The following is a 23,723-nucleotide window of genomic DNA, read 5'->3' as shown; positions in this document are numbered from 1 at the left end:
TCAGCTGGCGAGCACGTGCTCCGGGGCGACGGCCGCGTCGGCCTGCGCGGCACCGGTGCGCCACGCGCCGGCGGCACCGCACCAGCAGGTGTACATCACGACGATGCCCTGCTCGTCGTTGACCATCGCGGTGATCTGGCTCGGGAAGACCAGCTGACGCCTGTCGCACGCGGGGCAGTGGATGTCGAACATGATGGTCCTCCCTTGGGGATCAGCGGTTCCGCGAGTCGGAACGGGTGACGACGTCAAGCCTAGGAACCCGCGACGCATAGAGGTAGCCTTACTTTCCAGCATGACCTATAGGAGATTCCTTGTTCTCGCTGCACCAGCTGCGCTGCTTCCTGGCCACCTACGAGCACGGGTCGCTGACCGCGGCGGCCGAGGAGCTCGGGTACGCCCAGCCGTCGCTCTCCGAGCAGGTCCGCTCCCTGGAGAAGTCGCTCGGCGTCACGCTCTTCCGCCGGGTCGGCCGCGGGATGGTGCCCACCACGGTCGCGGACACGTTCCGCCCCCACGCGGAGGCCACCCTCGCCGCCGCCGACGAGGCCCGCCGGGCGGTTGCCTCGGTCCGGGCGCTGGAGACCGGCACGATCCGCTTCGGGATGTTCGGCACAGCCCGGCTCTACGCCGGCGCCGCGCTGATCGCGGACGTGCTCGAGCGTCACCCCGGGGTGCGGGTGGAGCTGATCGGGCAGAACTCCACCGACGTCCAGGAGCAGCTGCGCCGCGGGCGCCTGGAGGCCGCGATGATCGCGGTGCCGGTGGCCAGCGAGGGGTTGGAGGTGCGGCCGGTGGCCCGCGACGAGCTGGTCTACATCAGCGCCGACCCCGAGCGGCTGCGCACCCCGGTCACCGCGCAGCGGCTCTCCCGCTCCAGCCTGGTGATGCCGGAGACAACCTGGCGCGCCGAGGACTCCACCCGGCTGATCCTGCGGACGATGCTGCACGAGACCGGGCACAACCCACCGACCCGGATCGAGGTCGAGGACGTCGAGACCGCGGTCGAGCTCGTCGGGATGGGCCTGGCCGACTCGGTGGTCCCGCGCGGCGTGGTCGACCAACTCCTCCCCCGGCTCGCCCCGGACGCCGGCTGGGTCTCGCTGCGGCCGCGCTGCTACGACACCATCGCGATCGTGCACCGCAAGGGCGCCGCGCTCTCCCCCGCCGCGGAGCTGATGATCGAGCTGGCCACCCGGCGGATGCAGCAGATCACCGAGCCGGTGCACCCCTAGCCGGCGCTCAGCAGGAGACGTCGGACTCCGGAACCGTCCCCGAGACCAGGTAGGACTCCACCGCGTCGTCGACGCAGGGGTTGCCCGCGTTGTAGCCGGTGTGCCCGTCGCCGTCGCGGCGCACCAACACCCCGGAGTCGAGCTGCTCGGCGAGCGCCTCGGCCCACTCCAGGGGCGTGGCCGGGTCTCGCGAGGTGCCCACGACGAGGATCGGGGCCGCGCCCGCGGCGTCGATCGGCCCGTCCGGCTGCTCCCCCGGGACCGGCCACTGCGCACAGCCCGCCAGCCCGTAGGCGAACACCTTCCCGAAGGTCGGCGAGGCCCGCTCGAACTCCGGGATCCGCGGCGCCACCTGCGCGGTCGGGATCGCGTCGTCGTGGTCGAGGCAGTTCACCGCGAACAGCGCCTCGAGCGAGTTGTCGGTGTACCCGTCGCCCGTGCGGGAGGTGTACGCGTCCGAGAGCCGGAGCAGCAGCGCGCCGTCGCCGGCGAAGGCCGACCGGAGCGCGGAGTCGAGCAGCGGCCAGTACCCCTGGTTGTAGAGAGGCGCCCAGATCCCGAGCACGGCGTTCCCGATCTCGAGCCGGCGGCCGTCCGCCCCGTCCAGCGGCGAGCGCTCCACGTCGTCGAGGAACTTCCGGATCCGCGCCGTACCGGCGTCCACGCTGTCGCCGAGGAAGCAGCCGCCCCGGTCCACGCAGGCGCCCACGTAGGCGCGCAGCGCGGTCTCGAAGCCCTTCGCCTGCACCAGGCTCATCTCCGTGCTCGACAGCGACGGGTCGATCGCGCCGTCGAGGACCATCCGGCCGACCCGCTGCGGGAAGAGGTCGGCGTACGTCGCCCCGAGGAAGGTGCCGTACGACGCACCGAAGTAGCTGAGCCTGCGGTCGCCGAGCAGGGCCCGGATCACGTCGATGTCCCGGGCCGCCTCGACGGTGGAGATGTGCCCGGCCAGGTCGCCGCTGTTCTCCACGCACCCACGGCCGAGCGCGGCCACCGCGGCGTCGGAGGCCCGCTCCTCCACCGCGGTGTCCGGGTCGGGGTCCATCGCCACGAACGCGTCCAGCTGCTCGTCGGAGACACAGTCGATCGGGGTGCTGCCGCCGACGCCACGCGGGTCGAAGCCGACGATGTCGAACACCTGCCGGATCTCGGTCCCGAAGTAGGAGGTGGCGTCCGCGGCGTACCGGGTGCCGGGCACGCCCGGCCCGCCCGGGTTCACCACGAGCGAGCCGACCGCCTTCCCGCCCTCGGCCGGCACCCGCAGCAGGTCGAGGTCGATCGTCTCGCCGGCCGGCTCCGCGTAGTCGAGCGGGACCTGCACGGTCGCGCACTCGTGGCCGTCGCCGCAGCCCTTCCAGTCCACATCCTGGCTGTAGTAGCGGTCCAGGCTCGGCTGCTGCGGCGCGCGCGTGGACGGCGCCGGGATCGGGCTCGACGACAGCGACGGCGCAGGCGTCTCCTGCTCCTCGCCGGAGGTGAGCAGGTCGCCGGAGCAGGCGGTCAGCACGACCGCGAGCACGGCCGCCAGGGCGGACGTCGTCGCGACGCCGCGGCGGTCGGCAGGGCTCGTGGACACGAGCCCACTGTAGGGGGCCGCTAGATCCGCAGGGACAGCATCATCGACTCGAGCGCCAGCAGCGGCGGCACCGTGAACTCCAGCATCTTCTCCCGCGCGGCGAAGATCGCGTCGATCCGGCGGAGGTTCTGCTCGGGGGTGGACCGCCGCGCAAGCGTGCTGATCTCGGCCCGCAGCTCCTCGTTGACGAGCTCGCCGGGGGCCCCGGTCTGCACCGCGATCGCGTCGCGGTAGACCGACAGCAGGTCCATCAGGCACCGGTCGACCACGTCGAGGGTGCGGCGCCGGGCTCGCTGCTTCTGGCTGTCGGTCAGCGAGCCGAGCGCCGCCCGGTAGGCCCGGGACCGCTTGGCCTTGGGGTCGGAGCCGTAGACCGCCTCGAGCTCGAGCTTCTCGCGGTCGTTGGTGGCCTCGGTGATCGCCTCGGTCTCGTCCTTGGCGAGGTCGACGAGGTTCGCCGCGGCGTTCATGCAGGCACCGAGCGAGGTCAGCCCGGACGGGATCGACACCACCTCGTGCCGCCGGTTCCGGGTCTTCTCGTCCAGTGCCAGCGCGCGGGCGCGGCCGATGTGGCCCTGGCTGGCGCGGGCCGCGAACGCGGCGATCCCGTCAGGCACGCCGTTGCGGCGGACCAGGAAGTCGGCGACGTCCGCGGTGCTCGGGGTGGCGAGCACGACGTTGCGGCAGCGGGAGCGGATGGTGGGCAGCACGTCCTCGACCGTGGGCGCGCAGAGCAGCCACACGGTGCGCGCGGTCGGCTCCTCGATCGCCTTGAGCAGGGCGTTGCCCGACGAGTCGTTGAGCCGGTCGGCGTCCTCGACCACCATCACCTGCCAGCGGTGGCCGACCGGGGCCAGCGCCGAGCGCAGCACCAGCTCGCGCATCCCGCCGACCTGGATCACCGCCCGGTCGGTGCGGGTGACGCTCACGTCGGCGTGGGAGCCGGCGAGCGCGGTGGTGCAGGCCAGGCAGTGCCCGCAGCCGCCCTGCTCGCACTGGAGCGCGGCGGCGAAGGCCAGCGCCGCGTTGGAACGGCCGGAGCCGGGCGGGCCGGTGAACAGCCAGGCGTGGGTCATCCCCTGGCCGGCGACCGCGCGGCGCAGCGTCTCGATGGCCGCGGACTGGCCGACGAGGCCGTCCCAGACCGACCCGGTGCCGGGCGCGGGCCCGGAGACCCGGGCGGGAGAGGTGGTCACGACTCCACCTCCGCGCTCGCGTCGCGGTCGACCAGGGACGGGGCGGGGGGCCCCGGGTTCTGGTGGGCGGGGGTCTGGTGCGCCGCGGCCGGCGTGGCCTGGCCGGCGCGGGCCGGGCCGCGGACCGCCTGCTCGAGGAGCGGCTCGACCCGCTCCCGGACGACGGCCGCGATCTCCTCGATCGGGCGGCGCGCGTCGATCACGACGTAGTGCTCGGGGTGGGCGGAGGCGAGCCGGAGGAACGCCTGGCGCACCCGCTCGTGGAACTCCACCGACTCGCCCTCGATCCGGTCCCGCTCCTCGAACCGGGTCAGGCCGGTCTGCGGCGGCAGGTCGAGCAGGACGGTCAGGTGCGGTCGGAGGTCGGAGGTCGCCCAGCGGGCCACCCGCTCCAGCTCGCGGTCCGAGAGGGCCCGGCCGGCGCCTTGGTAGGCCAGCGTCGAGTCGACGTACCGGTCGGTGACCACCACCGCGCCGCGCGACAGCGCGGGGGCGACGACCCGGTCGACGTGCTCGGCCTTGTCGGCGGCGTAGAGCAGCGCCTCCGCGCGGTGGGAGATGTCGCCGGTCGCCGGGTCGAGCACGATCCGGCGCAGCTTCTGGCCGACCTCGGTGTCGCCGGGCTCGTGGGTCAGGAGCACGTCGTAGCCCTCGTCGCGCAGCCAGGCGGCGAGCCGGTCGGACTGGGTGGACTTGCCGGCGCCCTCGCCGCCCTCGAGCGCGATGAACACCCCGGTCGCGGAGTAGACCCCGGGCGACCCGGCGAACGCGTTGCGCAGGTCCTTCACCAGCGGCACTCCTCTCCGGTCGTCCATCTGACGGTAGGACGCGACACCGACGGCGGTGAGCAGGACGGCGGCGATCAGGAACGTGAACGCGGCGCCGTTGTAGACCAGCTCGACGTCGAAGATCTTCGGGGAGTGCGTCCCGATCAGGCCCGCGAGCAGCGGCGCGGTGGCCAGCACCAGGGCCAGCGACAGCCGGATCATCGAGCCGACGAAGGCGAAGGTCCGGCCGCGGATCTCGTCGGGGACCTCGAGGCCGAGCAGGGTGTTGCCGGTGATCCAGGCGACGCCGGAGAAGAAGCCGAGCAGCAGGGTGATGGCGGTGACCACCTCGAGCTGCTGGACCAGGGCGAGCGGGAACAGCAGCAGCCCGGCGCCGGTCAGCGCGAGGCCGAACAACCGCCGGCGCGACAATCCCTGCAGCAGCCGCGGGCCCAGCCACATGCCGGCGCCGAGCCCGAGGAAGACCGTCCCGAACAGGACGCCGTACCCGGGCTCGCCGCCGCCGAGGTCGGCGACGAAGGTGCGGGCCAGGCCGATCACCACGCCGCCGGCGGCGAACGCGCCCACGATGCCGATGATCAGGCCGCGCACCATCGGCGTGCCGCTGACGTAGCGCCAGCCGTCCCACACCACCTTGAGGGCGTTGCCTTCGTAATCCGCTCCGCCCGCGGCGGGGCCGGGCGGGATGTGCTTGAGCGCCGCGATGACGGCGCCGGAGATGATGAACGACACCCCGTTGAAGTAGAGCGCGAGGTCGATCGGGCCGTTGGGGAACCAGTCGAAGAGGTTCCGGTAGAGCTTGTCGACCAGGGTGAGGCCGGTGAAGATCGCCGCCGCGGGCAGGGCCGAGCCGTACGTCGTCGCGAGGCTGATCTGGTTGGCGGCCTCGAGGCGGTGCCGCGGCACCAGGTTCGGGACGGTGGCGTCCTTCGCGGGACCCCACACCAGGCTGACGATCTCGATCAGCACGGTCACCACGAAGACCCACCACAGCGTGCCCACGATCGGGATGGTCAGGAACAGCACGCCGCGGATGTAGTCGCCCCAGACCAGGGTCACCCGGCGGTCGATGCGGTCCGCGATCCAGCCCGCGACCGGCCCCATCACCAGGGCCGGCAGCACGCGGAGGAACAGCACGCCGGCGATCGCGAAGTTCTTCACCGCGTAGTTGTCGCCGTACGCCTCGCCCGCGACCTGGTTGGCCATCGCGGTGAGCGCGAGCAGGCCCATCCAGTCGCCGAGGCTGGACAGGCCGAGCCCGATCCACAGGTGCCGGAAGTCGCGGATGCGCAGCACCGCCATCAGCGAGTGCGTCCGGGCGTGCGTCAGCTCCTCGGCCGACGTCCCGGAATTGCGGGGAACCGCGGAATCGCTCACAGCGCTACCCTACGAGGACTTCTTGGCTGCAGCCTTCTTGGTCGCGCTCTTCTTGACCGTGGCTTTCTTCGCGGTCTTCTTGGCCGTTTTCTTCGCGGTCTTCTTCGCACCGCGCTTCTTCGGCGCCGGCCCCTTGGCCCGCTTCTCCGCGAGCAGCTCCGCGGCGCGCTCCAGCGAGATCGTCGCCTCGTCGTCGCCCTGGCGGAGGGTGGCGTTGTACTCGCCGTCGGTCACGTACGGGCCGAACCGGCCGCTCTTCACCGTGATCTTGGCGCCGGTGGCGGGGTCCTCGCCGATCTCCCGGCCCGGGGACGCCGCCGCACGGCCGCGCGCCTTGGGCTGGGCGTAGATCGCCATCGCCTCCTCGAGCGTGATCGTGAGGAGCTTCTCCTCGTCGTCGATCGAGCGCGAGTCGGTGCCCTTCTTCAGGTACGGGCCGTAACGACCGTTCTGGGCGGTGATCTCGTCACCCGACTCGGGGTCGTTCCCGACCACGCGCGGCAGGGTCAGCAACCGGAGCGCGTCCTCGAGCGTGATCGTGTCGAGGCTCATCGACTTGAACAGCGACGAGGTCCGCGGCTTCCTGCTCTTCGGCGCGTCCTCGGGCAGCACCTCGGTGACATAGGGGCCGAACCGGCCGTTCTTCGCCACGATCATGGTGCCGGTCTCCGGGTCGGGACCGAGCTCGTTCTCCGCGCCGGCCGGGTTCGCCAGCAGCTCCTGGGCCTTCTCCAGGGTCAGCTCGTCGGGCGGCAGGTCGTCGGGCACGTTGCCGCGCTTGCCCTCGGTGTCCTCGACGTAGGGTCCGTAGCGGCCCACCCGCAGGTCGATGCCGTCGCCGACCGGGAAGGTCGCGAGCTCCCGGGCGTCGATGTCGCCGAGCTCGGTGACCAGCTGCTTGAGCCCTTCGACGTCGCCGTTGCCGTCACCGAAGTAGAAGTCGGCGAGCACCGCGACCCGCTCGCGGCGGCCGGCTGCGATCTCGTCGAGCACGTCCTCCATGGTGGCGGTGAACTCGTAGGACACCAGCCGGGCGAAGTGCTCCTCGAGCAGCCGGATCACCGAGAACGCCAGCCACGCGGGGACCAGCGCGGTGCCCTTCTTGTAGACGTAGCCGCGGTTGAGGATGGTGCCGATGATCGAGGCGTACGTCGACGGGCGGCCGATCTCCCGCTCCTCGAGCTCACGGATCAGCGTGGCCTCGGTGTAGCGGGCCGGCGGCTTGGTCTCGTGGCCGGACGCCTTGACCGACGCCGCGTTCACCGCGTCGCCCTCGCTCACCGCGGGCAGCCGGGTCTCGCGGTCGTCGGACTCGGCGTTCTCGTCGTCGGAGCCCTCGACGTAGGCCTTGAGGAACCCGTGGAAGGTGATCACACGACCCGAGGCGGCGAACACGCAGTCCTCGCCGGTGGAGGCCGCGCCGCCGAGCCGGATGCTCACGGTGTGGCCCTGCGCGTCCTTCATCTGGGAGGCGACGGTGCGCATCCAGATCAGCTCGTAGAGCCGGAACTCGTCGCCGGACAGGCCGGTCTCGGCCGGGGTCCGGAAGTGCTCGCCGGCGGGGCGGATCGCCTCGTGCGCCTCCTGGGCGTTCTTCACCTTCGACTGGTAGGTGCGCGGCTTGTCGGGCAGGTACTCCGACCCGAACAGCTCGCGGACCTGCTCGCGGGCGGCGCCGATCGCCGACTCCGAGAGCGTGATCGAGTCGGTACGCATGTAGGTGATGAAGCCGTTCTCGTACAGCCGCTGCGCCACCGACATGGTGCGCGAGGCGCCGTACCCGAGCTTGCGGGAGGCCTCCTGCTGCAGCGTCGTGGTCCGGAACGGGGCGTACGGCGCCCGGCGGTAGGGCTTGGACTCCACCGACCGGATCTCGAAGGTGCTCTCGGCCAGCCCGGAGGCGAGCGCCTCGGCGCGGGGCCGGTCGAGGTGCACCACCGAGGAGCCCGGCTTCAGCTCGCCCTGCGCGGTGAAGTCGCTGCCGCGGGCCACGCGGGAGCCGTCCACGGAGTGCAGCTTGGCAGGGAACATCCGGTCGTCGTGCTTGGCGCCGGCGTCGAAGGTGCCCTCGAGGTCCCAGTACGACGCCGCGCGGAACGCCATGCGCTCCCGCTCGCGGGCCACGATCAGCCGGGTCGCCACGGACTGCACCCGGCCCGCGGAGAGGCCGGACATGACCTTCTTCCACAGCACCGGGGAGACCTCGTAGCCGTAGAGGCGGTCCAGGATGCGGCGCGCCTCCTGGGCCTCGACGAGGTTGTCGTCGATGTCGCGGGGGTTCTCCACCGCGGCGTTGATCGCCTGCGGGGTGATCTCGTGGAAGACCATCCGCTTGACCGGCACCTTCGGCTTGAGCTCGTCGAGGAGGTGCCACGCGATGGCCTCACCCTCGCGGTCCTCATCCGTGGCGAGGTAGAGCTCGGAGGCGTCCTTGAGCAGCTTCTTCAGCTTGGTGATGTGCGACTTCTTGTCGCTGGACACGACGTACACCGGCTCGAAGCCGTGGTCGACGTCCACGCCGAGCCGCGCCCACGGCTCGCCCTTGATCCGGGCGGGGATGTCCGAGGCGCTCTGCGGGAGGTCACGGATGTGGCCGATCGAAGACTCGACCACGTAACCGCGGCCGAGGTAGCCGGCGATCGTGCGCGCCTTGGCAGGCGACTCCACGATCACCAGCTTGTGACCGGCGCCGCTGTCGGCGCCCGCGTTCTTCGATGCCACGTGTTCAGTGCTCCTCGATGGATTTCGGCGGGTCGGGACGGGGGGACTCGCACGACACGGTAACGCTACCGAGCGACCCAACCCGTCCGGACCCCGTTTTCAGGACGCGTCCGGCGCGTCCGGTCAGAGCCCCGCCGGGGCCAGGAACCCCTCGGCCACGAGCTCGCGCACCTTCGGCAGGTACGCCTCCCGGGTGGCCGGCGGCTCGGCGTCGAGCAGGGTGGCCAGCGCGTCCAGGATCTGCCCGGTGGTGAGGTCGCCGTCGCAGGCCCCGACCAGACCGGCCTCGACCGTGTCGACCTGGCGGGCCCGCCGCAGCCCCCGCTGCTGGCGCAGCACGATCTGCTCCGGGTCCTCCGCGCCGGGGGCCCCGAAGGTCTCCTGGCGCACGTCGACCCGGGTGACCAGGCGCGCCCCGAGCAGGGCGGCGTCGGCGGTGGCCGCGAGCAGGTCGGTACGGCGCCCCCAGGCGGCCACCTCGGGGCCGAGCGGCTGCTCGACCTCGTAGGGCCAGTCCTCGAGCCGCAGCACCGGCTCCCGGCCGGAACCGCCCGGCTCGCCGACCTTGTGCAGGTTCAGCCAGCCGAACCCGACGCCGGTGATCCGCTGCTCCTCGAACCACGACAGCCAGGTGTCGTAGCGCTCGGCGTACTGCGGGGTGCCGTGCAGGCCGGCGTCCTTGAGCCACAGCTCGACGTACTGCGCGGGGTCGGCCACCTCGCGCTGGACCACCCAGGCGTCGCAGCCGGAGCCGTCGAGCCACCCGCTGAGACGCTCGTCCCAGGGCAGGCCGTCGACGTGCACCCAGTTGGCGAGCACCTGGCACCAGGCGCCGGGCCGCAGGTGCGCGGGGGCGCCGGTGACGACCCGGCGCACGACCTCGTCGCCGGGCAGCCCGGAGTCGCGGTAGACCAGCCGCTCTCCGGTGGCCGGGGAGATCACGAACGGCGGGTTGGTCACCACCAGGTCGAACAGCTCGCCGCGGACCGGCTCGTAGAGGCTGCCGTCGCACACCTCCGCGGACGTGGTCTCGTGCACCCGGTTCAGCTCGAAGTTGAGGCGGGTCATCCACAGCGCACGCGGGTTCACGTCGGTCGCGACGATCTCGTCGACGTGGTCGGCGAGGTGCAGCGACTGCACCCCGCAGCCGGTGCCCAGGTCGAGCGCGCGGCCGGCGGGTTCCCGCACGGTGAGCTGGGCCAGCGACGACGAGGCGGAGCTGATCCCGAGCACGTGGTCGGAGGACACGCGCACCCCCGCCCCGTCGAGCCCGGGGGTGAGGTCGCTGAGGACCCACCAGTCCCGGTTCTCGTCGGCGTAGGGGCGCAGGTCCAGGCGGGCCCGGACCTCACCGACCGACCGCTCGAGCACCCCGGTCACGCACAGCGCGTCGACCATCCCGGGCAGCGCCCGCTCGGCGTCCGCGAGCGGGACCGGTGCCTGGAGCGGCCAGAGCCGGGTCAGCGTCGACAGCGGTGAGCCGTCGGCGGTGGCGCGCAGCCCGGGCGTGGTCTCGTTCCGCGACAGTGCCGCGTGCGCGACCGGGCCCAGGGCCCGCGCCACCCCGTCGTACGTGTAGTCGGCCTGCTCCAGCGCGTGCCGGAGCCCCGCGGGGAGGCTCAGCTCGACTCGTCCTTCTTGTTGGACTGCTCGAAGGTGAGCTGCCAGGCGTCGGGCGAGACCAGGTCGGGCAGCGCCTGCCGGTACTCCTCGGCCAGGCGCGGCCACTCCTTGGCCAGCCGGGCGTGCACGGCCACCGAGCGCTGCATCAGGTCACGCGCCAGCTCGGGGTTGCGCTTGTACCAGGACACCGAGGTGCCGTCCGCGGAGGAGACCAGGGCGGAGTCGAACTGCATGAGCTTCCACCACTTGAGGTCGAGGTGCGGGACGTTCGCCTCGGGGTACTTCAGTGCGAAGTCGCGCGGAGGCAGCACCTGGCGCACCGCGCCCTTGGCCACCGTCTTCAGCTTGCCGACGGGGCCGATCGGGGCGGAGGAGTCCTTGCCCTTGCGCGGCGGCTTCTTCCGGCGCGCGGCCGGGTAGCTGTCGAGGTAGGGCTCGGAGCGCGAGTCGTCGTAGTTCTTGCGCAGCTCACGCAGCTCGGGCAGCCGCTTCAGCACGTCGCGGTGCATCCGCTGCGGGCCCTCGAGGATGTCCTCGATCGCCATCAGACCCATCTCGGCGGGGCTGTACTGCATCGACAGCAGGTGCCGGACCTGGGTCTCGAAGCTCTCCCGGACCAGCTTGCCGCCCCGCTCGTACGGCGAGTGCAGCAGCGCCGCGACGATCCGGTTGCGGCGGTGGAAGTAGGCCTGCCAGTCGATCGTGTCGTCCTTCTCGTGCCACGGCACGTGCCAGACGGCCATGCCGGGCAGGGTGACGGTCGGGTAGCCGGCCTCGCTCGCGCGCAGGCCGAACTCCGCGTCGTCCCACTTGATGAACATCGGCAGGGAGAGCCCGACCTCCTTGATCACCTTGGTCGGGATCAGGCACATCCACCAGCCGTTGTAGTCGACGTCCACGCGGCGGTGCAGCCACTCGGTGGCGCGCAGCGACCGGGCCGCGAAGTTGTGCCCGTGCTTGGTGTTGGGCGCCGCACCCCAGAACCAGCGGTACTTGTCCACGGTCTCGCCGTAGGCGTGCATCACCGAGCGGTCGTAGAGGCTGAACATCTGGCCGCCGACGATGGTGGTCTTCTTCACGAGGTCGGCGAACGCCACCCCGCGCAGGATGCCCTCGGGCTCGCACACCACGTCGTCGTCGAGGAGCAGCACGTAGTCGGCGTCGCCCTTGGCGGTCGCCTCGTCCATCGCGCGGGAGAAGCCGCCCGAGCCGCCGAGGTTGCCCTGCTCGATGAGCCGCAGCTTCGGGCCGAGCTTCGCGGCGACGTCGCTGAACCGCTCCTCGTCGCTGACCTTCTGGGTGCCCTGGTCGACGACGTAGATCTCGTCGAGGATGTCGAGCACCTCGGTCTCCTGCGACAGGCTCACGAGCTGGTCGACGCAGAAGTCGGGACGGTTGAACGTGGTGATGCCGATCGACACCGTGCCCTGGCGGACCTTGTCGGTCTCGAAGCCCCACGAGCCGGCGATCACGACGGCCTCGGACTCGCCGGCCTCGACGTCGTACCAGTACCAGCCGCCGTCGATGAACGGCTTGAGCGGCAGGTCGAAGGTCAGCGTCTTCGGGCTGCCGGTCTCGAAGTACTCGGACTCCGCGCGCTGGACGTGGCCCTTGGCCGTCGAGCGGTACACGCTGACCGTGCCCTCGCCGCGCACGGTCACCTGGAGGCGCACGTGGGTGAAGTCGCTCCACCGGCGCCAGTAGCTGGCCGGGAACGCGTTGAAGTAGGTGCCGAACGTGAGCCGGCGCTCCGGGAAGACCACGGCCCCGTCGTCCGCGATCTTGCCGAACCCGCCGAGACCGGCGATCGGGTCGCCGCTGCGCTCGGGCTCGTGGCCCCCCGCGGCAGCCATGGCCCCCGCGGCGCCGCCGGCCGCCGACGACGCACCGAAGCTCGCGACACCCCCGACGTAGAGCGGCCGGATGTCGATCTCCTGCTCCGGGCGCAAGATCGTGCGGTGGACCACGCGGAAGCTGGTGCTCGCGGGAGCATCCTGGCGGGCGTCCACGACGGTTGACTCGGCAGTGTCAGTCAAGGCGTGTCCTCTGAGACGGGGAAGATTTCGGACCGACCCAAGGTATCAGCGTCCCGCCCGGCGACCGGGGTCCAGGGTTTGGCGCTCTACGATGGCCCTGCTCTCAGATCCGCCGACCCTCCCGAGGAGCGACCACGATGGGCGACGCCCTGCCCGCAGGTGCCACCAAGAAGGTGTTCTTCCACGTCGGGGCACCCAAGACGGGTACGACGTACCTCCAGCAGGTGCTCTTCCAGAACCGCGAGGCCCTGGCAGACGACGGCGTGCTCTACCCATACGAGTTCTTCGACGAGTCCTTCCGCTCGATGCAGGACTTCCGCGGCGCCAGCTGGGGGCAGAAGGGCCCGGGCTACTACGCCGGGGAGTGGGAGAAGGTCGCCTCGCGGGCCCGTGACTGGACCGGGTCGACGGTGATCATCTCCAACGAGCTGCTCGGCGGCTCGAGCCCCGACCGGATCGCCGCCGGCGTCGCGAGCGTGCAGCCGGCCGACGTGCACGTGATCTTCTCCGCCCGCGACTTCGCCCGCCAGCTCGTGTCGGACTGGCAGGAGCACGTCAAGCACAAGCACCGGGTCACCCTCGAGCAGTTCGTGGACGACCTGGTCGAGAAGGGCCTCGACGCGCCGCCGCCGTTCGGCGAGCTGTTCTGGGGGATGCACGACGCGGCCTACGTGCTCCAGCGCTGGGCGACCGTGGTGCCGCCGGAGAACATCCACCTGGTCACCGTCCCGCAGCCGGGCGCCCCGCGCGACACCCTGTGGCAGCGCTTCTGCCACGTCACCGGTCTGGACCCCGACGCCTACGAGACCGAGACCAAGCGCTCGAACACCTCGATGGGGGTCGCGGAGACCGAGCTGATCCGGCGGATGAACGAGGACGCCCGCAGCATCCGCGACGACGACTACGACCGGCTGGTCCGGATCGTGCTGGCCGAGCGGATCCTGGGTGGCCAGTCGCCGCGGCTGACGCTCCCGCCGGACCGCCTGGAGTGGGTCTCGCAGCGGTCGCGGCAGCTGATCGACGAGCTGAAGGGCGCGGGCTACCAGGTCGAGGGCGACCTGGAGGAGCTGATGCCGGACCCGGCCACGCACGCGACGTACGTCTCCCCCACCGCGCTCACCGAGGCCGACCTGGCGCCGGCCGCGATCCGGGCCGCCCAGGGGCTGCTCCGGCACTCCGCGATGCTGCGCTCGAAGGTCCGCGAGCTCCAGGAGCAGGCCGACCTGCGGCCGGTGCACAAGCCGACGTCACGGGACCGGGCCCGGGACTTCTACTGGCGCAACCGGGGCCGGGTCGGCCGGGTGCTGCGCAAGATGGGTCTGCTCCGCCGCTGACCCAGGTTGCCGGCGGGCGCGGGGCGCCGGCCGGACGCGCGGGGCTCAGCCCCGGTCGCGGAGCCGGCGGATGCGGTTGCGTACCTTGCGGGCGAGCCTGCGCGGGCGGCTGGCCGGCGGGCGGGACGACCGCGCCGGCTTGGCGGCGACGAAGGTCCCGAGCAGGCCGAGGGACAGGTCGAGCAGGGTCCCCTCCTCGACGTCGTCGGGGCTGGCGCCGTCGGGCTCGCCGAGCTCCGGGCGCAGGTCGTCGAGGTCGCCGATGATGCGGTAGGCGGAGGCCTCGAGCGCCTTGACCGTCTCCTCGCCGATCGCGCGGACGTCGTCGTGGTACTCGCCCGGGACCTTCAGCCGCCCGCTGTTGGAGAACGTGACCAGGGTCTTCTCCGCGAACTTCTTCTTGACCCGGGACTCGTACTCCGGCCAGCTCAGCTCCGCCACGGCCGGGTTCAGCCGCCGCATCAGCTCGGACTCGACCACGCCGAGCGACGGGTTGGAGCCGCCGTCGCTGAAGTCGTACTCCAGGTCGGGCAGGTCGGTGGCCGCCGCGAACCGCCGCCACAGGTCCTGCCGGTCGGCGCCGGCCTTGGGCACGGTCACCACCGTCACCTTCTCCGGGCCGACCACCTTCGCCCAGCGCGCGGTCAGCGCCAGCAGGTCCTGCGGCATCCAGAACCCGCCGGTGCGCCTCCGCGCCTGCTCGGACCGGAAGACCCCCTCGAGGAACTCGTGGTAGCCGACGACGCCACGGTTCTTGATCCGCTCCTGCCACACCGCGGGGACCTGGCGGGCGAGGTCGCGTGCGGTCACCACGACGCGCACGTCGTCGGTGTCGAACGCGCCGACCGCCTCGGGGATGACCGCCTTCGGCGTGCGGGCGAAGGTCTCGTGCGAGATGACGGCGCTGCCGTCGTACGCGTCGACCTCGTCGACCAGCCGCTGCCAGGAGCCGATCGTCGCCTCGTAGGAGTGGCCGAGGAAGTCGGACTGGCGCAGGTCCATCGAGCCCAGGAAGTGGTCCCGCCGCTGCGCGCCGGGGTAGAGGACGCCGTGCTCGCGCAGCATCGCCTTGTTGTTGAACAGGATGCGCTGCAGGTACGTCGTACCGGTCTTGGCGACGCCGACGTGGAGGTAGACCGTGCGGGACAGGGCGCGCTCCTCAGAACGGGGGGCGGACGAGAATCGCAGCGAGCATAGCGTCAGTAGAATCCGGGCGACCTGCCCCGTTCGTGCCCGGCCCGAGGAGTGACCGCCCGATGAGGAGAAGCGTGTACCTCCACGTCGGGGCCCCGCTGACGGGCACGGCGTACCTGCGGGAGTCCCTGGCCCGGCACCGCCGCCGCCTCGCCCGGGCGGGCGTCCTCTTCCCGACCAGCCACCTCGGCCACGCCGGCGGCCACCTCGACGCGGTGCTCGACGTCCTCGCGCTCGCCAGCCCCGGGAACACTCCGGCCACGGGCGCCTGGGACCGGCTCGCGGAGACGGTGCGCGACTGGCGGCGCGGCACCGTGGTGCTCTCGCACGAGCTGCTCGCGGACGCCACCCTCCCCCAGGTCGAGCGGGTGCTGGGCTCCTTCGGCGACGCCGAGGTGCACGTGGTGTACGCCGCCCGCGACCTCGGCCGACAGCTGCCGCTGGCCTGGCAGGAGTGGGTCCGCAACGGCGGGACGGCGCCGTTCGCCACCTACGCCGCCCGGGTGCTGGCCCGGGACAGCCACCGGATGGCACGGGTGTTCTGGAGCTCCCACGACGTCGGCGACGTGCTGGAGCGGTGGGGGGCCTACCTCGCGCCCGAGCAGGTGCACGTGATCCCGGTGCCGGACACCCCCGACCAGGACGCCGTGCTCTGGCACCGCTTCACCCGCACCGTGGGGATCGACCCGCGGAACCTCGCGGTCGGTCCGGACCCGCACCGCCGGCTGGACCCGATCGCGGCGACGGAGGTGCTGCGGCTGCTGAACCTGGCCACCGGGGAGTCCGCCGACCCCGAGCGGCTGCGCGCGCTGGTCGACGACCTGGCCGGGGCCGGCGGGGCGCTCCCCCGCCTTCCCGCGACGCTGGCCGAGCCGGCCAGGGCGGAGGCAGCGGCCGCGGTCGAGGCGGTCCGCAGCCGCGGGTACGACGTCGTGGGCGACCTCGCGGACCTGCTGCCCGACGACGACCTCCTCTCCGGCGGCGAGCGGGAGCTGTCCCCGGCCACCGAGGACGTGCTCGCCGCGCAGACCCGCCTGCTCGCCGCGGTCGCGGGCCTGCGCCGCACGGAGAACGGAGGGCCCGCCGGCTTCCGCCGACGAGCCCTCCGGGAGCTGTCCCGGCGCCGACCGGGTGCGGCCGGGCGCCGGTAGCGACTAGACCTGTACGGTCCGCGGCTCGGGCGCCTCCTCGCCGATCGCGACCGGGCGCCGCTTCGACACGTAGACCGCTCCGGCCACGACCACCGCGGCCACGACCGCGATCGCCACCCGCAGGCCGGTGTTCTTCTCGTCGCCGACCGAGAGCGCGACCACGGCCGGGGCGATCAGCAGCGAGACCAGGTTCATCACCTTGAGCAGCGGGTTGATCGCCGGGCCGGCGGTGTCCTTGAACGGGTCGCCGACGGTGTCGCCGATGATCGTCGCCTCGTGCGCCAGGGACCCCTTACCGCCGTAGTTGCCGTCCTCGACGAGCTTCTTGGCGTTGTCCCAGGCGCCGCCCGAGTTGGCCAGGAAGACCGCCATCAGCGTGCCGGAGCCGATCGCGCCCGCCAGGTAGGCCCCGAGGGGCGCGGCGCCGAGGCCGAAGCCGACCGCGATCGGCGCCAGGATCGCGAGCAGGCCCGGTGTCGCGAGCTCTCGCAGCGAGTCGCGGGTGCAGATGTCGACGACCTTGCCGTACTCCGGGCGGCCGGTGCCCTCCATGATCCCGGGGATCTCCCGGAACTGGCGGCGCACCTCGAAGACCACCGCGCCGGCGGCCCGGCCGACCGCGTTGATCGCCAGGCCGGAGAACAGGAAGACCACGGCCGCGCCGATCAGCAGGCCCACCAGGTTCGCCGGGTTGGCCACGTTGAGCACGCCGGTGAGGCCGAGCAGCGCCTCCCCGGTCTCGTTCTGGTTGGCCTTCTCCGCGGCGGTGGACACGGCGTTGGTGAACGAGCCGAACAGGGCGGTCGCCGCGAGCACCGCCGTGGCGATCGCGATGCCCTTGGTGATCGCCTTGGTCGTGTTGCCGACCGCGTCGAGCTCGGTGAGGATCGCCGCGCCCTCGTCGTGGACGTCGCCGCTCATCTCCGCGATGCCCTGCGCGTTGTCCGAGACCGGGCCGAAGGTGTCCATCGCCACGATCACGCCGACCGTGGTGAGCAGGCCGCAGCCGGCGAGGGCGACCGCGAACAGGGAGACGACAGTGACGCCGCCGCCGAGCAGGAAGGCGCCGTACACCGCGGCGCCGATCACCAGCGCGGTGTAGACCGCCGACTCGAACCCGACCGAGAGCCCGGAGAGGATCACGGTCGCGGGACCGGTGAGCGCGGTCTTGCCGACGTCCTTGACCGGACGGTGCTCGGTGCCCGTGAAGTAGCCGGTGAGCGCCAGGATCACCGCGGCGAGCACGATGCCGATGATCACCGCGACCGAGGCGATCACCCGCGGGTCGCCGGTGGGCTCGGGCACCGCTCCGATCAGCGAGGCCAGCAGGCCACCGCCGCTGTCGACCCGGGTCAGCTCGTCGAACGAGCCGGGGAGGTAGAGGAACGCCGCCAGCGTGCACAGCACGGCGGAGACACCCGCGGAGATGTAGAAGGACCGGTTGATCGTGCGCAGGCCGTTCTCCCCCGGCCGCGGCCGGGTGATGTAGACGCCGAGGATCGCCGTCAGGGCGCCGATGGCGGGCACGATCAGCGGGAAGACCAGTCCCTCGGCGCCGAACGCCGCCGTACCGAGGATCAGGGCAGCCACCAGCATCACCGCGTAGGACTCGAACAGGTCCGCCGCCATGCCGGCGCAGTCGCCGACGTTGTCGCCCACGTTGTCGGCGATCGTCGCCGCGTTGCGCGGGTCGTCCTCGGGGATGTTCTGCTCGACCTTGCCGACCAGGTCGGCGCCGACGTCGGCGGCCTTGGTGAAGATGCCGCCGCCGACCCGCATGAACATCGCGAGCAGCGCGGCGCCGAAGCCGAAGCCCTCGAGCACCGCCGGCGCGTTGCCGCGGTAGATCAGCACGACCACCGAGGCGCCGAGCAGTCCGAGCCCGACGGTGGCCATGCCGACCACGCCGCCGGTCCGGAAGGCCACCCGCATCGCGGGGTCCCGGCCCTCGTCGCGGGCCGCCGCGGCGACCCGGACGTTGGCGCGGACCGCGAGCCACATGCCGAAGTAGCCGATGGCGGCCGAGAACCCGGCGCCGACGAGGAAGAACACCGAGCGCCCGATGCGGATGGCGTTGTCGTCGGCCGGCAGCACGAAGAGGAGGGCGAAGGCGAGCGCCGCGAAGACGGCCAGCGTCTTGAACTGGCGGGTCAGGTAGGCGGAGGCGCCCTCCTGCACCGCCAGCCCGATCGTTCTCATGTTCTCGGTGCCTTCTCCGGCGGCGAGCACCTGGGCCCGGAACACCATCGCCATCGCGAGCGCGACCAGGGCGATGCCGCCCACGGCGATGATCAGGGTCAGGTTGCCGCCGGACAGCGAGATGTCCGCACCGGTTTCGGCGGCGAGGGTGAGACCGGACATACGTCCTCCTCCGGTGGGCCTCACGGGGCCCGTCGACTGTGCACCGCACCCGTGGACAGCTCCGCGGATGACAGACGGTATGTGATCCGTCTAACACGAATGTGCGGGAGTCTACTGAGAGGCGCACCGAGCGACAGAGGAGTTCGTGTGGCCTGCGCCACATTTTTCGAGAAGGTCGACGGCGCGACGTCGACAAACACGGACGTCTCCGGAGGAGGCTCACGCCAGGTCGGCGTCGGGTACGGCGGGTCGAGGTGCGTCAGAGCGGCCAGGACATGGAGACGGTGGTGACGTCACCGTCCTGTCCCACCGAGAAGTCGTTGATCAGTCCGCGCAGCAGGGCCCACGGCTCGACGCCGTCGACGTCGCTGTCGGGGTGGTCGACCACGTCGACCGGGCCGGAGGTGGAGACGTCCACCACCAGCGTGTCGTTGAAGCTGATCCGGACGGCCACCGGCTCCCCTGGAGCCACGGAGCCGTCGGCGAAGGACTGGCCGAGGAGCAGCGCGCAGGCCTCACCCGCGGCGAGGCGGACCTCCTCGACGAACTCCTCGTCCTTGTTCGTACGGCGGGCGACCGAGGCCGCGACGAGACGCACCGTGCGCACCAGCGCAGGGTCACGCGCGATCGTGACGGTGACCGCGGTGGCAGTCCGAGCCGCACCGGCGGACATGGGTCCCCCTAGAGGTCGGCGAGCGCGTCGGCCTGCGAGCTGTGGATGGCGAAGACCTTGGCCAGGCCGGTGATCCGAAAGATCTTGAGCAGGCGCTCCTGGTTGCAGATCAGGCGCATGGACCCGTCGTGGGCGCGCACCTTCTTCAGCCCGCCGACGAGCACACCCAGCCCGGTCGAGTCGAGGAAGTCGACCTTCTCCATGTCGATGACCAGGTTGTAGTTGCCGTCGCTGACCAGCTCGGTGATCTTGTCCCTGAGCCGGGGTGCCGTGTAGACATCGATCTCCCCGCCAACCTCGATGATGGTGTGCCCATCCTCGTGGCGCGTCTCGAGTGACAGGTCCACGTGGTTCTCCTCAACGATGCAGCGCTGCGATCAGGTGAAGGCACGACAGGTGCCCTCAGGTGCAACCAGCATTCAATCATGCCGTTGGTGGAGGTGTAGGCCACTCCCGGCAAACATGGCCGGGCTGCATCCGCGGTTGTCGCCGGTGTTTGCGACACTTCGCCCGTGGTCCAAGGGATGTCGACGCCCGTCGCGGAGATCGTGGACCGGCTCGTTCGCCCGGCCGGCCGCGAGGACCGGTTGACCCACCTGGAGGTGCTTTCCCCCCGTACGGGCCGCCGTACGCCGTGGCCGGCGTGGGTCGACCCGGTGCTCGTCGAGGCGTGGAGAGCGCGCGGCGTGGAGTCGCCGTGGACGCACCAGGCCGAGGCCGCCCAGGCGGCGTACGACGGACGGCACGTGGTGGTCTCGACCGGTACGGCATCGGGGAAGTCGCTGGCCTACCTGATGCCCGCACTCACGTCGGTGGTGGCCGGCCGCCGCGCCAACGGCCAGCGCGGCTCGACCGTCCTCTACCTCTCCCCCACGAAGGCCCTGGCGCAGGACCAGCTCGGGAACCTGCTCGGGCTCGGCGTGCCGGACCTGCGCGCGACCACGCACGACGGCGACTCCTCGCGCGAGCAGCGGGACTGGGCCCGCGACCACGGGGAGTACCTGCTCACCAACCCCGACATGCTGCACCGCTCGATGCTGCCCGCCCACGCGCGGTGGTCGAAGTTCTTCGCGATGCTCGACTACGTCGTCGTCGACGAGTGCCACCACTACCGTGGGGTGTTCGGCGCCCACGTCGCGCAGATCATCCGGCGGCTGCGCCGGGTGTGCGCGCTCTACGGGTCGCACCCGACCTTCGTGGTCGCCTCGGCCACCGTCGCGGAGCCGGAGGTCTCCGCCGGGCGCCTGACCGGCCTCCCGTTCGTCGCGGTCACCGACGACGGCTCCCCGCGGGGCCAGGTGGCCCTCGCGCTCTGGGAGCCGCCCTTCGTCTCGCACGGCGGGGAGAACGGCGCGCCGGTACGACGCTCCGCGACCGCCGAGATCGCCGACCTGCTCACCGACCTCGTGCTCGAGAACGTCCGCACCCTGGCCTTCATCCGCTCGCGCCGGGGCACGGAGACCGTCTCGATGACCACCCGCCGCCTCCTCGACGAGGTGAGCCCGGGGCTGTCGTCGCGGGTGGCCGCCTACCGCGGTGGCTACCTGCCCGAGGACCGCCGGGAGATCGAGCAGGCGCTCAAGCGGGGGGAGCTGCTGGGCCTGGCCGCCACCAACGCCCTCGAGCTCGGCATCGACATCGCCGGCCTCGACGCGGTGCTGATGGCCGGCTTCCCGGGCACCCGTGCGGCGCTGTGGCAGCAGATCGGCCGCGCCGGGCGCGGCGGCCAGGACGCGCTCGGCGTCTTCGTCGCGCGCGACGACCCGCTCGACACCTACCTCGTGAACCATCCGCAGGCGCTCATCGGCCAGCCCGTCGAGGCCAACGTCTTCGACCCCGAGAACCCCTACGTGCTCGGCCCGCACCTGTGCGCCGCGGCCGAGGAGTCACCGCTCACCGAGGAGGACCTGCCGCTGTTCGGCTCGGCCGCCCGGCAGGGCGTCGACGCGCTCACCGAGGCGGGGCTGCTGCGCCGCCGGAGCCGGGGCTGGTTCTGGACCGACCGGCGCCGCGCGAGCGACCTGGCCGACATCCGCTCCACCGGCGGCGCCCCGGTGCGGCTGGTGGAGCAGGAGACCGGCCGGCTCCTCGGCACGGTGGACCAGTCCTCCGCGCACGGCACCGCGCACGCCGGCGCGGTGTACCTCCATCAGGGCGAGACCTACCTGGTGCTGTCGCTCGACCTCGCCGACAACGTCGCGGTGGTGGTCCGGGACGAGCCGTCGTACTCCACCTCGGCCCGCGAGCTGACCGACATCGCCGTCACCGACGAGCGTGACCATGTGCTGTGGGGCGACGCCCGGGTGAGCTTCGGGGGCGTCCGGGTCGCGCACCAGGTCGTCTCCTACCTCAAGCGCCGGGTTCCCTCGGGGGAGGTGCTCGGCGAGGAGCCGCTGGACCTGCCCGAACGCACCCTGGACACGACGGCGGTGTGGTGGACGCTGCCGCCGGCGACCCTGGCCGAGGCCGGCCTCGAGGAGCGCGACCTGCCGGGTGCGGCGCACGCCGCCGAGCACGCGTCGATCGGGCTGCTCCCGCTGTTCGCCACCTGCGACCGCTGGGACATCGGCGGCGTGTCGACCGCGCTGCACCCGGACACCGGGCAGCTCACCGTCTTCGTCTACGACGGGCACCCGGGCGGGGCCGGCTTCGCCGAGCGCGGCTTCCACGCCGCCGCGGACTGGCTCACCGCGACCCGGCAGGCGATCAGCTCCTGCCGCTGCGACGACGGCTGCCCGTCGTGCGTGCAGTCCCCCAAGTGCGGCAACGGCAACAACCCGTTGGACAAGCACGTGGCGGTACAGCTCCTCGACGTGCTCCTGGCGGACTGTCCCGGGTCGGGATTGGACGCCGCGGAACGGGGAACCCGTTAGCCTGTCGACAGTCCTTCTCGAAAGGTAGAACCATGCTGGTCCTCGGTCTGATCCTCGTCCTCGTCGCGACAGGCGCGCTCGTCGCCGCCCTGGTCGGCGGTTCGAACGACCCCGCCCAGTTCGACCTCGGGCTGTTCGACGTGCAGACCAACACCCTCGGGGTGTTCCTCATCGGCGCGGCCACGGTGCTGCTGCTCGTGCTCGGTCTCGAGCTGATCCGGGCGGGTCTGCGCCGGGCGAGCCGTCGCCGCCAGGAGCGGAAGCAGCTCAAGCGGCTCGAGGCCCGCGAGGCGGAGACCCGTCACGTCGAGCCGGCCCCCACGGCCACCACCCACCCGACGGCGGCCACGACTGCGACCACGACCGAGGCCCCGGCCGGCACCCACGCCGCCCCGGTCACCCCGGCCGAGACCGCTCCGACCACGTCGACGGACACCCCGTCCACCACGGAGACCTACCGCCGGGACACCCCGGACGCTCCCCGCTAGGCATCAGGGCACCGGACCGGCCCTGGCCCGCGCCGACAGCGCGGTCTGGACGGACGGCCCGAGCGGCACGTCGACCTGCACCAGGACCTGCACCTCCTCCCCGCTCACCTCGCAGGCGGACAGGCGCGCGGCGTTGGCGGCGCTGACCCGCTCGGCCGCCGCGCAGGCCTCGTCGCCGTCCTGCACCGCCGCCGCGCCGGCGAGGGCGGCCAGGTCCGCGGCCGCCGCCGCCCGGCGTTGGCCCACCAGCAGACCGCCGAGCACCACGCACACGAACGCGGCCAGGGCCAGCAGCCCGACGAGCAGCGTCACCAGGATGGTGGCGCTGCCGCGCTCCGTCTCGTCGCGGGCGCCGGCCCCACGGCGCGCCGGCCCGCCGGCCGGGCACCTGCCCGGCCGGACCGGCAACCGCTTCCGCCGCCGGGTCACGAGGGCTCCTGGGTGGCGACGGCATCGGCGTCGACCTCGACGGTCGGCAGGAACGCGAACAGGCCGCCCGGGCCCCTCACCTCGGCGGTCACCACGACCCGGACCAGGCCGGCCTCCTCGGACACCTCGATCCGGGCGCCTGGCGGGGCAACTCGCTCACCGAGGCGCACGGCGGCCGACGGGGACTCGTCCCGCGCCGCGGCTCGTGCCGTCTCCCGAGCCGCGTCGACCACGCGGACCTGGGTGGCGGCCAGGGAGACCAGCCACACCAGGCCGAGGGTCAGCGCGACGAGCACCGGGAGGACCACCGCGGTCTCGGCGGTGACCGAGCCGCGCTCCTCCCGTGCCGAGGCCGGCGGAGGAGGCGTCACGCCGCCACCTCCGCCGGCCGGTCCGTGGACGTCGGGCACGGTCAGCGGAGACCGATCAGCGCGAGGAAGAAGTCGAAGATCTTCTTCAGCAGCGCCTGTCCCCACTCGCTGGTGAGCAGCTTGATCAGGACACCGCCGAAGCCGCAGCCGGCGGCGGTGACCACGGCGTACTCCGCGGTCGTGACCCCCTTCTCGTTGCGGAGACGGGCGACGGGTGATGCGGTCATGAGTACCTCCAGGGACGTCGTCCGCGAGTCGTGCGGACGGGTTGTTCCGATCTGACGACCAGGACTCTCG

General features: G+C 72.3%; 19 protein-coding genes. 5 read left to right on the top strand and 14 right to left on the bottom strand.

Annotated features, from left to right (window positions below):
- Positions 1-192 (bottom strand): hypothetical protein, encoded by a 192-nt coding sequence (locus K1X13_RS06320; RefSeq protein WP_221024105.1) that lies wholly within the window; start codon positions 190-192, stop codon positions 1-3.
- 119 nt (positions 193-311) lie between these two features.
- Here K1X13_RS06320 and K1X13_RS06315 point away from each other — a divergent pair, with 119 nt between their 5' ends.
- Positions 312-1,232, top strand: coding sequence for a LysR family transcriptional regulator (locus K1X13_RS06315; RefSeq protein ID WP_221024104.1), 921 nt, complete (start codon positions 312-314; stop codon positions 1,230-1,232).
- 7 nt (positions 1,233-1,239) lie between these two features.
- Here the strand turns inward: K1X13_RS06315 and K1X13_RS06310 are convergent, their stop codons facing one another.
- The 6 genes from K1X13_RS06310 to K1X13_RS06285 form a co-directional block, all read right to left on the bottom strand.
- Positions 1,240-2,811: an alpha/beta hydrolase gene (locus K1X13_RS06310; RefSeq protein ID WP_308249428.1), complete on the bottom strand. Its 1,572-nt coding sequence runs from the start codon at positions 2,809-2,811 to the stop codon at positions 1,240-1,242.
- A gap of 20 nt (positions 2,812-2,831) precedes the next feature.
- A complete protein-coding gene (locus tag K1X13_RS06305; protein ID WP_221024103.1) occupies positions 2,832-4,007 on the bottom strand; it encodes a DNA polymerase III subunit delta' in 1,176 nt (391 codons plus the stop codon).
- Positions 4,004-6,172 (bottom strand): dTMP kinase, encoded by a 2,169-nt coding sequence (gene tmk / locus K1X13_RS06300; protein WP_308249427.1) that lies wholly within the window; start codon positions 6,170-6,172, stop codon positions 4,004-4,006. The genes K1X13_RS06305 and tmk overlap by 4 nt, the downstream gene beginning before the upstream one ends.
- Positions 6,173-6,181: 9 nt before the next feature.
- Positions 6,182-8,893, bottom strand: coding sequence for a type I DNA topoisomerase (gene topA / locus K1X13_RS06295; protein ID WP_308249426.1), 2,712 nt, complete (start codon positions 8,891-8,893; stop codon positions 6,182-6,184).
- Positions 8,894-9,016: 123 nt separating this feature from the next.
- Entirely contained in the window at positions 9,017-10,486 is a 1,470-nt protein-coding gene (locus tag K1X13_RS06290; RefSeq protein WP_443678914.1) for a DUF7059 domain-containing protein, read from the bottom strand.
- A 26-nt stretch (positions 10,487-10,512) separates the two neighbouring features.
- The gene (locus K1X13_RS06285) at positions 10,513-12,552 is read right to left on the bottom strand and encodes a glycosyltransferase (RefSeq protein WP_221024102.1); all 2,040 of its coding nucleotides are present in this window, start codon (positions 12,550-12,552) and stop codon (positions 10,513-10,515) included.
- 137 nt (positions 12,553-12,689) lie between these two features.
- Here K1X13_RS06285 and K1X13_RS06280 point away from each other — a divergent pair, with 137 nt between their 5' ends.
- Positions 12,690-13,886 carry a hypothetical protein gene (locus K1X13_RS06280; protein WP_221024101.1) on the top strand — a complete coding sequence of 399 codons (1,197 nt, stop codon included), beginning with the start codon at positions 12,690-12,692 and terminating at the stop codon, positions 13,884-13,886.
- A 45-nt stretch (positions 13,887-13,931) separates the two neighbouring features.
- On the opposite strand, the gene K1X13_RS06275 is transcribed toward K1X13_RS06280, so the two are convergent.
- Positions 13,932-14,951, bottom strand: coding sequence for a hypothetical protein (locus tag K1X13_RS06275; protein ID WP_221024100.1), 1,020 nt, complete (start codon positions 14,949-14,951; stop codon positions 13,932-13,934).
- A gap of 191 nt (positions 14,952-15,142) precedes the next feature.
- Here K1X13_RS06275 and K1X13_RS06270 point away from each other — a divergent pair, with 191 nt between their 5' ends.
- On the top strand, positions 15,143-16,231 hold the full coding sequence (locus K1X13_RS06270) for a hypothetical protein (protein WP_221024099.1): 1,089 nt from the start codon (positions 15,143-15,145) through the stop codon (positions 16,229-16,231).
- 3 nt (positions 16,232-16,234) lie between these two features.
- Here K1X13_RS06270 and K1X13_RS06265 read toward each other — a convergent pair whose 3' ends face one another.
- From K1X13_RS06265 to K1X13_RS06255, 3 genes are all read right to left on the bottom strand, one after another.
- Complete coding sequence (locus K1X13_RS06265) at positions 16,235-18,592, bottom strand: sodium-translocating pyrophosphatase (protein WP_221024098.1); 2,358 nt, start codon at positions 18,590-18,592, stop codon at positions 16,235-16,237.
- A 259-nt stretch (positions 18,593-18,851) separates the two neighbouring features.
- On the bottom strand, positions 18,852-19,265 hold the full coding sequence (locus tag K1X13_RS06260) for an ATP-binding protein (RefSeq protein ID WP_221024097.1): 414 nt from the start codon (positions 19,263-19,265) through the stop codon (positions 18,852-18,854).
- An 8-nt stretch (positions 19,266-19,273) separates the two neighbouring features.
- Positions 19,274-19,612, bottom strand: coding sequence for an STAS domain-containing protein (locus K1X13_RS06255; protein WP_221024096.1), 339 nt, complete (start codon positions 19,610-19,612; stop codon positions 19,274-19,276).
- A 165-nt stretch (positions 19,613-19,777) separates the two neighbouring features.
- Between K1X13_RS06255 and sftH the strand changes: the two genes are divergently transcribed.
- Together sftH and K1X13_RS06245 are read left to right on the top strand one after the other, a co-directional pair.
- On the top strand, positions 19,778-22,138 hold the full coding sequence (gene sftH, locus K1X13_RS06250) for a DEAD/DEAH box helicase (protein ID WP_308249424.1): 2,361 nt from the start codon (positions 19,778-19,780) through the stop codon (positions 22,136-22,138).
- Positions 22,139-22,170: 32 nt separating this feature from the next.
- Positions 22,171-22,626, top strand: coding sequence for a hypothetical protein (locus K1X13_RS06245; protein ID WP_221024095.1), 456 nt, complete (start codon positions 22,171-22,173; stop codon positions 22,624-22,626).
- Between the two features lie 3 nt (positions 22,627-22,629).
- Here K1X13_RS06245 and K1X13_RS06240 read toward each other — a convergent pair whose 3' ends face one another.
- Genes K1X13_RS06240 through K1X13_RS06230 form a run of 3 tightly spaced genes read right to left on the bottom strand, consistent with a single transcriptional unit; the run spans position 22,630 to position 23,653 of the window.
- Entirely contained in the window at positions 22,630-23,055 is a 426-nt protein-coding gene (locus K1X13_RS06240; protein WP_221024094.1) for an Rv3654c family TadE-like protein, read from the bottom strand.
- Positions 23,052-23,426, bottom strand: a complete 375-nt coding sequence (locus K1X13_RS06235) for a TadE family type IV pilus minor pilin (RefSeq protein WP_221024093.1) — start codon at positions 23,424-23,426, stop codon at positions 23,052-23,054. Before K1X13_RS06235 ends, K1X13_RS06240 begins: the two co-directional genes overlap by 4 nt.
- A 41-nt stretch (positions 23,427-23,467) precedes the next feature.
- Positions 23,468-23,653, bottom strand: a complete 186-nt coding sequence (locus tag K1X13_RS06230) for a DUF4244 domain-containing protein (RefSeq protein ID WP_221024092.1) — start codon at positions 23,651-23,653, stop codon at positions 23,468-23,470.
- Positions 23,654-23,723 lie beyond the last annotated feature (70 nt).

The organism is Nocardioides jiangsuensis, from assembly GCF_019679455.1.
Lineage (GTDB): Bacteria > Actinomycetota > Actinomycetes > Propionibacteriales > Nocardioidaceae > Nocardioides_C > Nocardioides_C jiangsuensis.
Note: the sequence above shows the minus strand (reverse complement) of the source record. Positions and strands in the feature narration are given on the sequence as shown.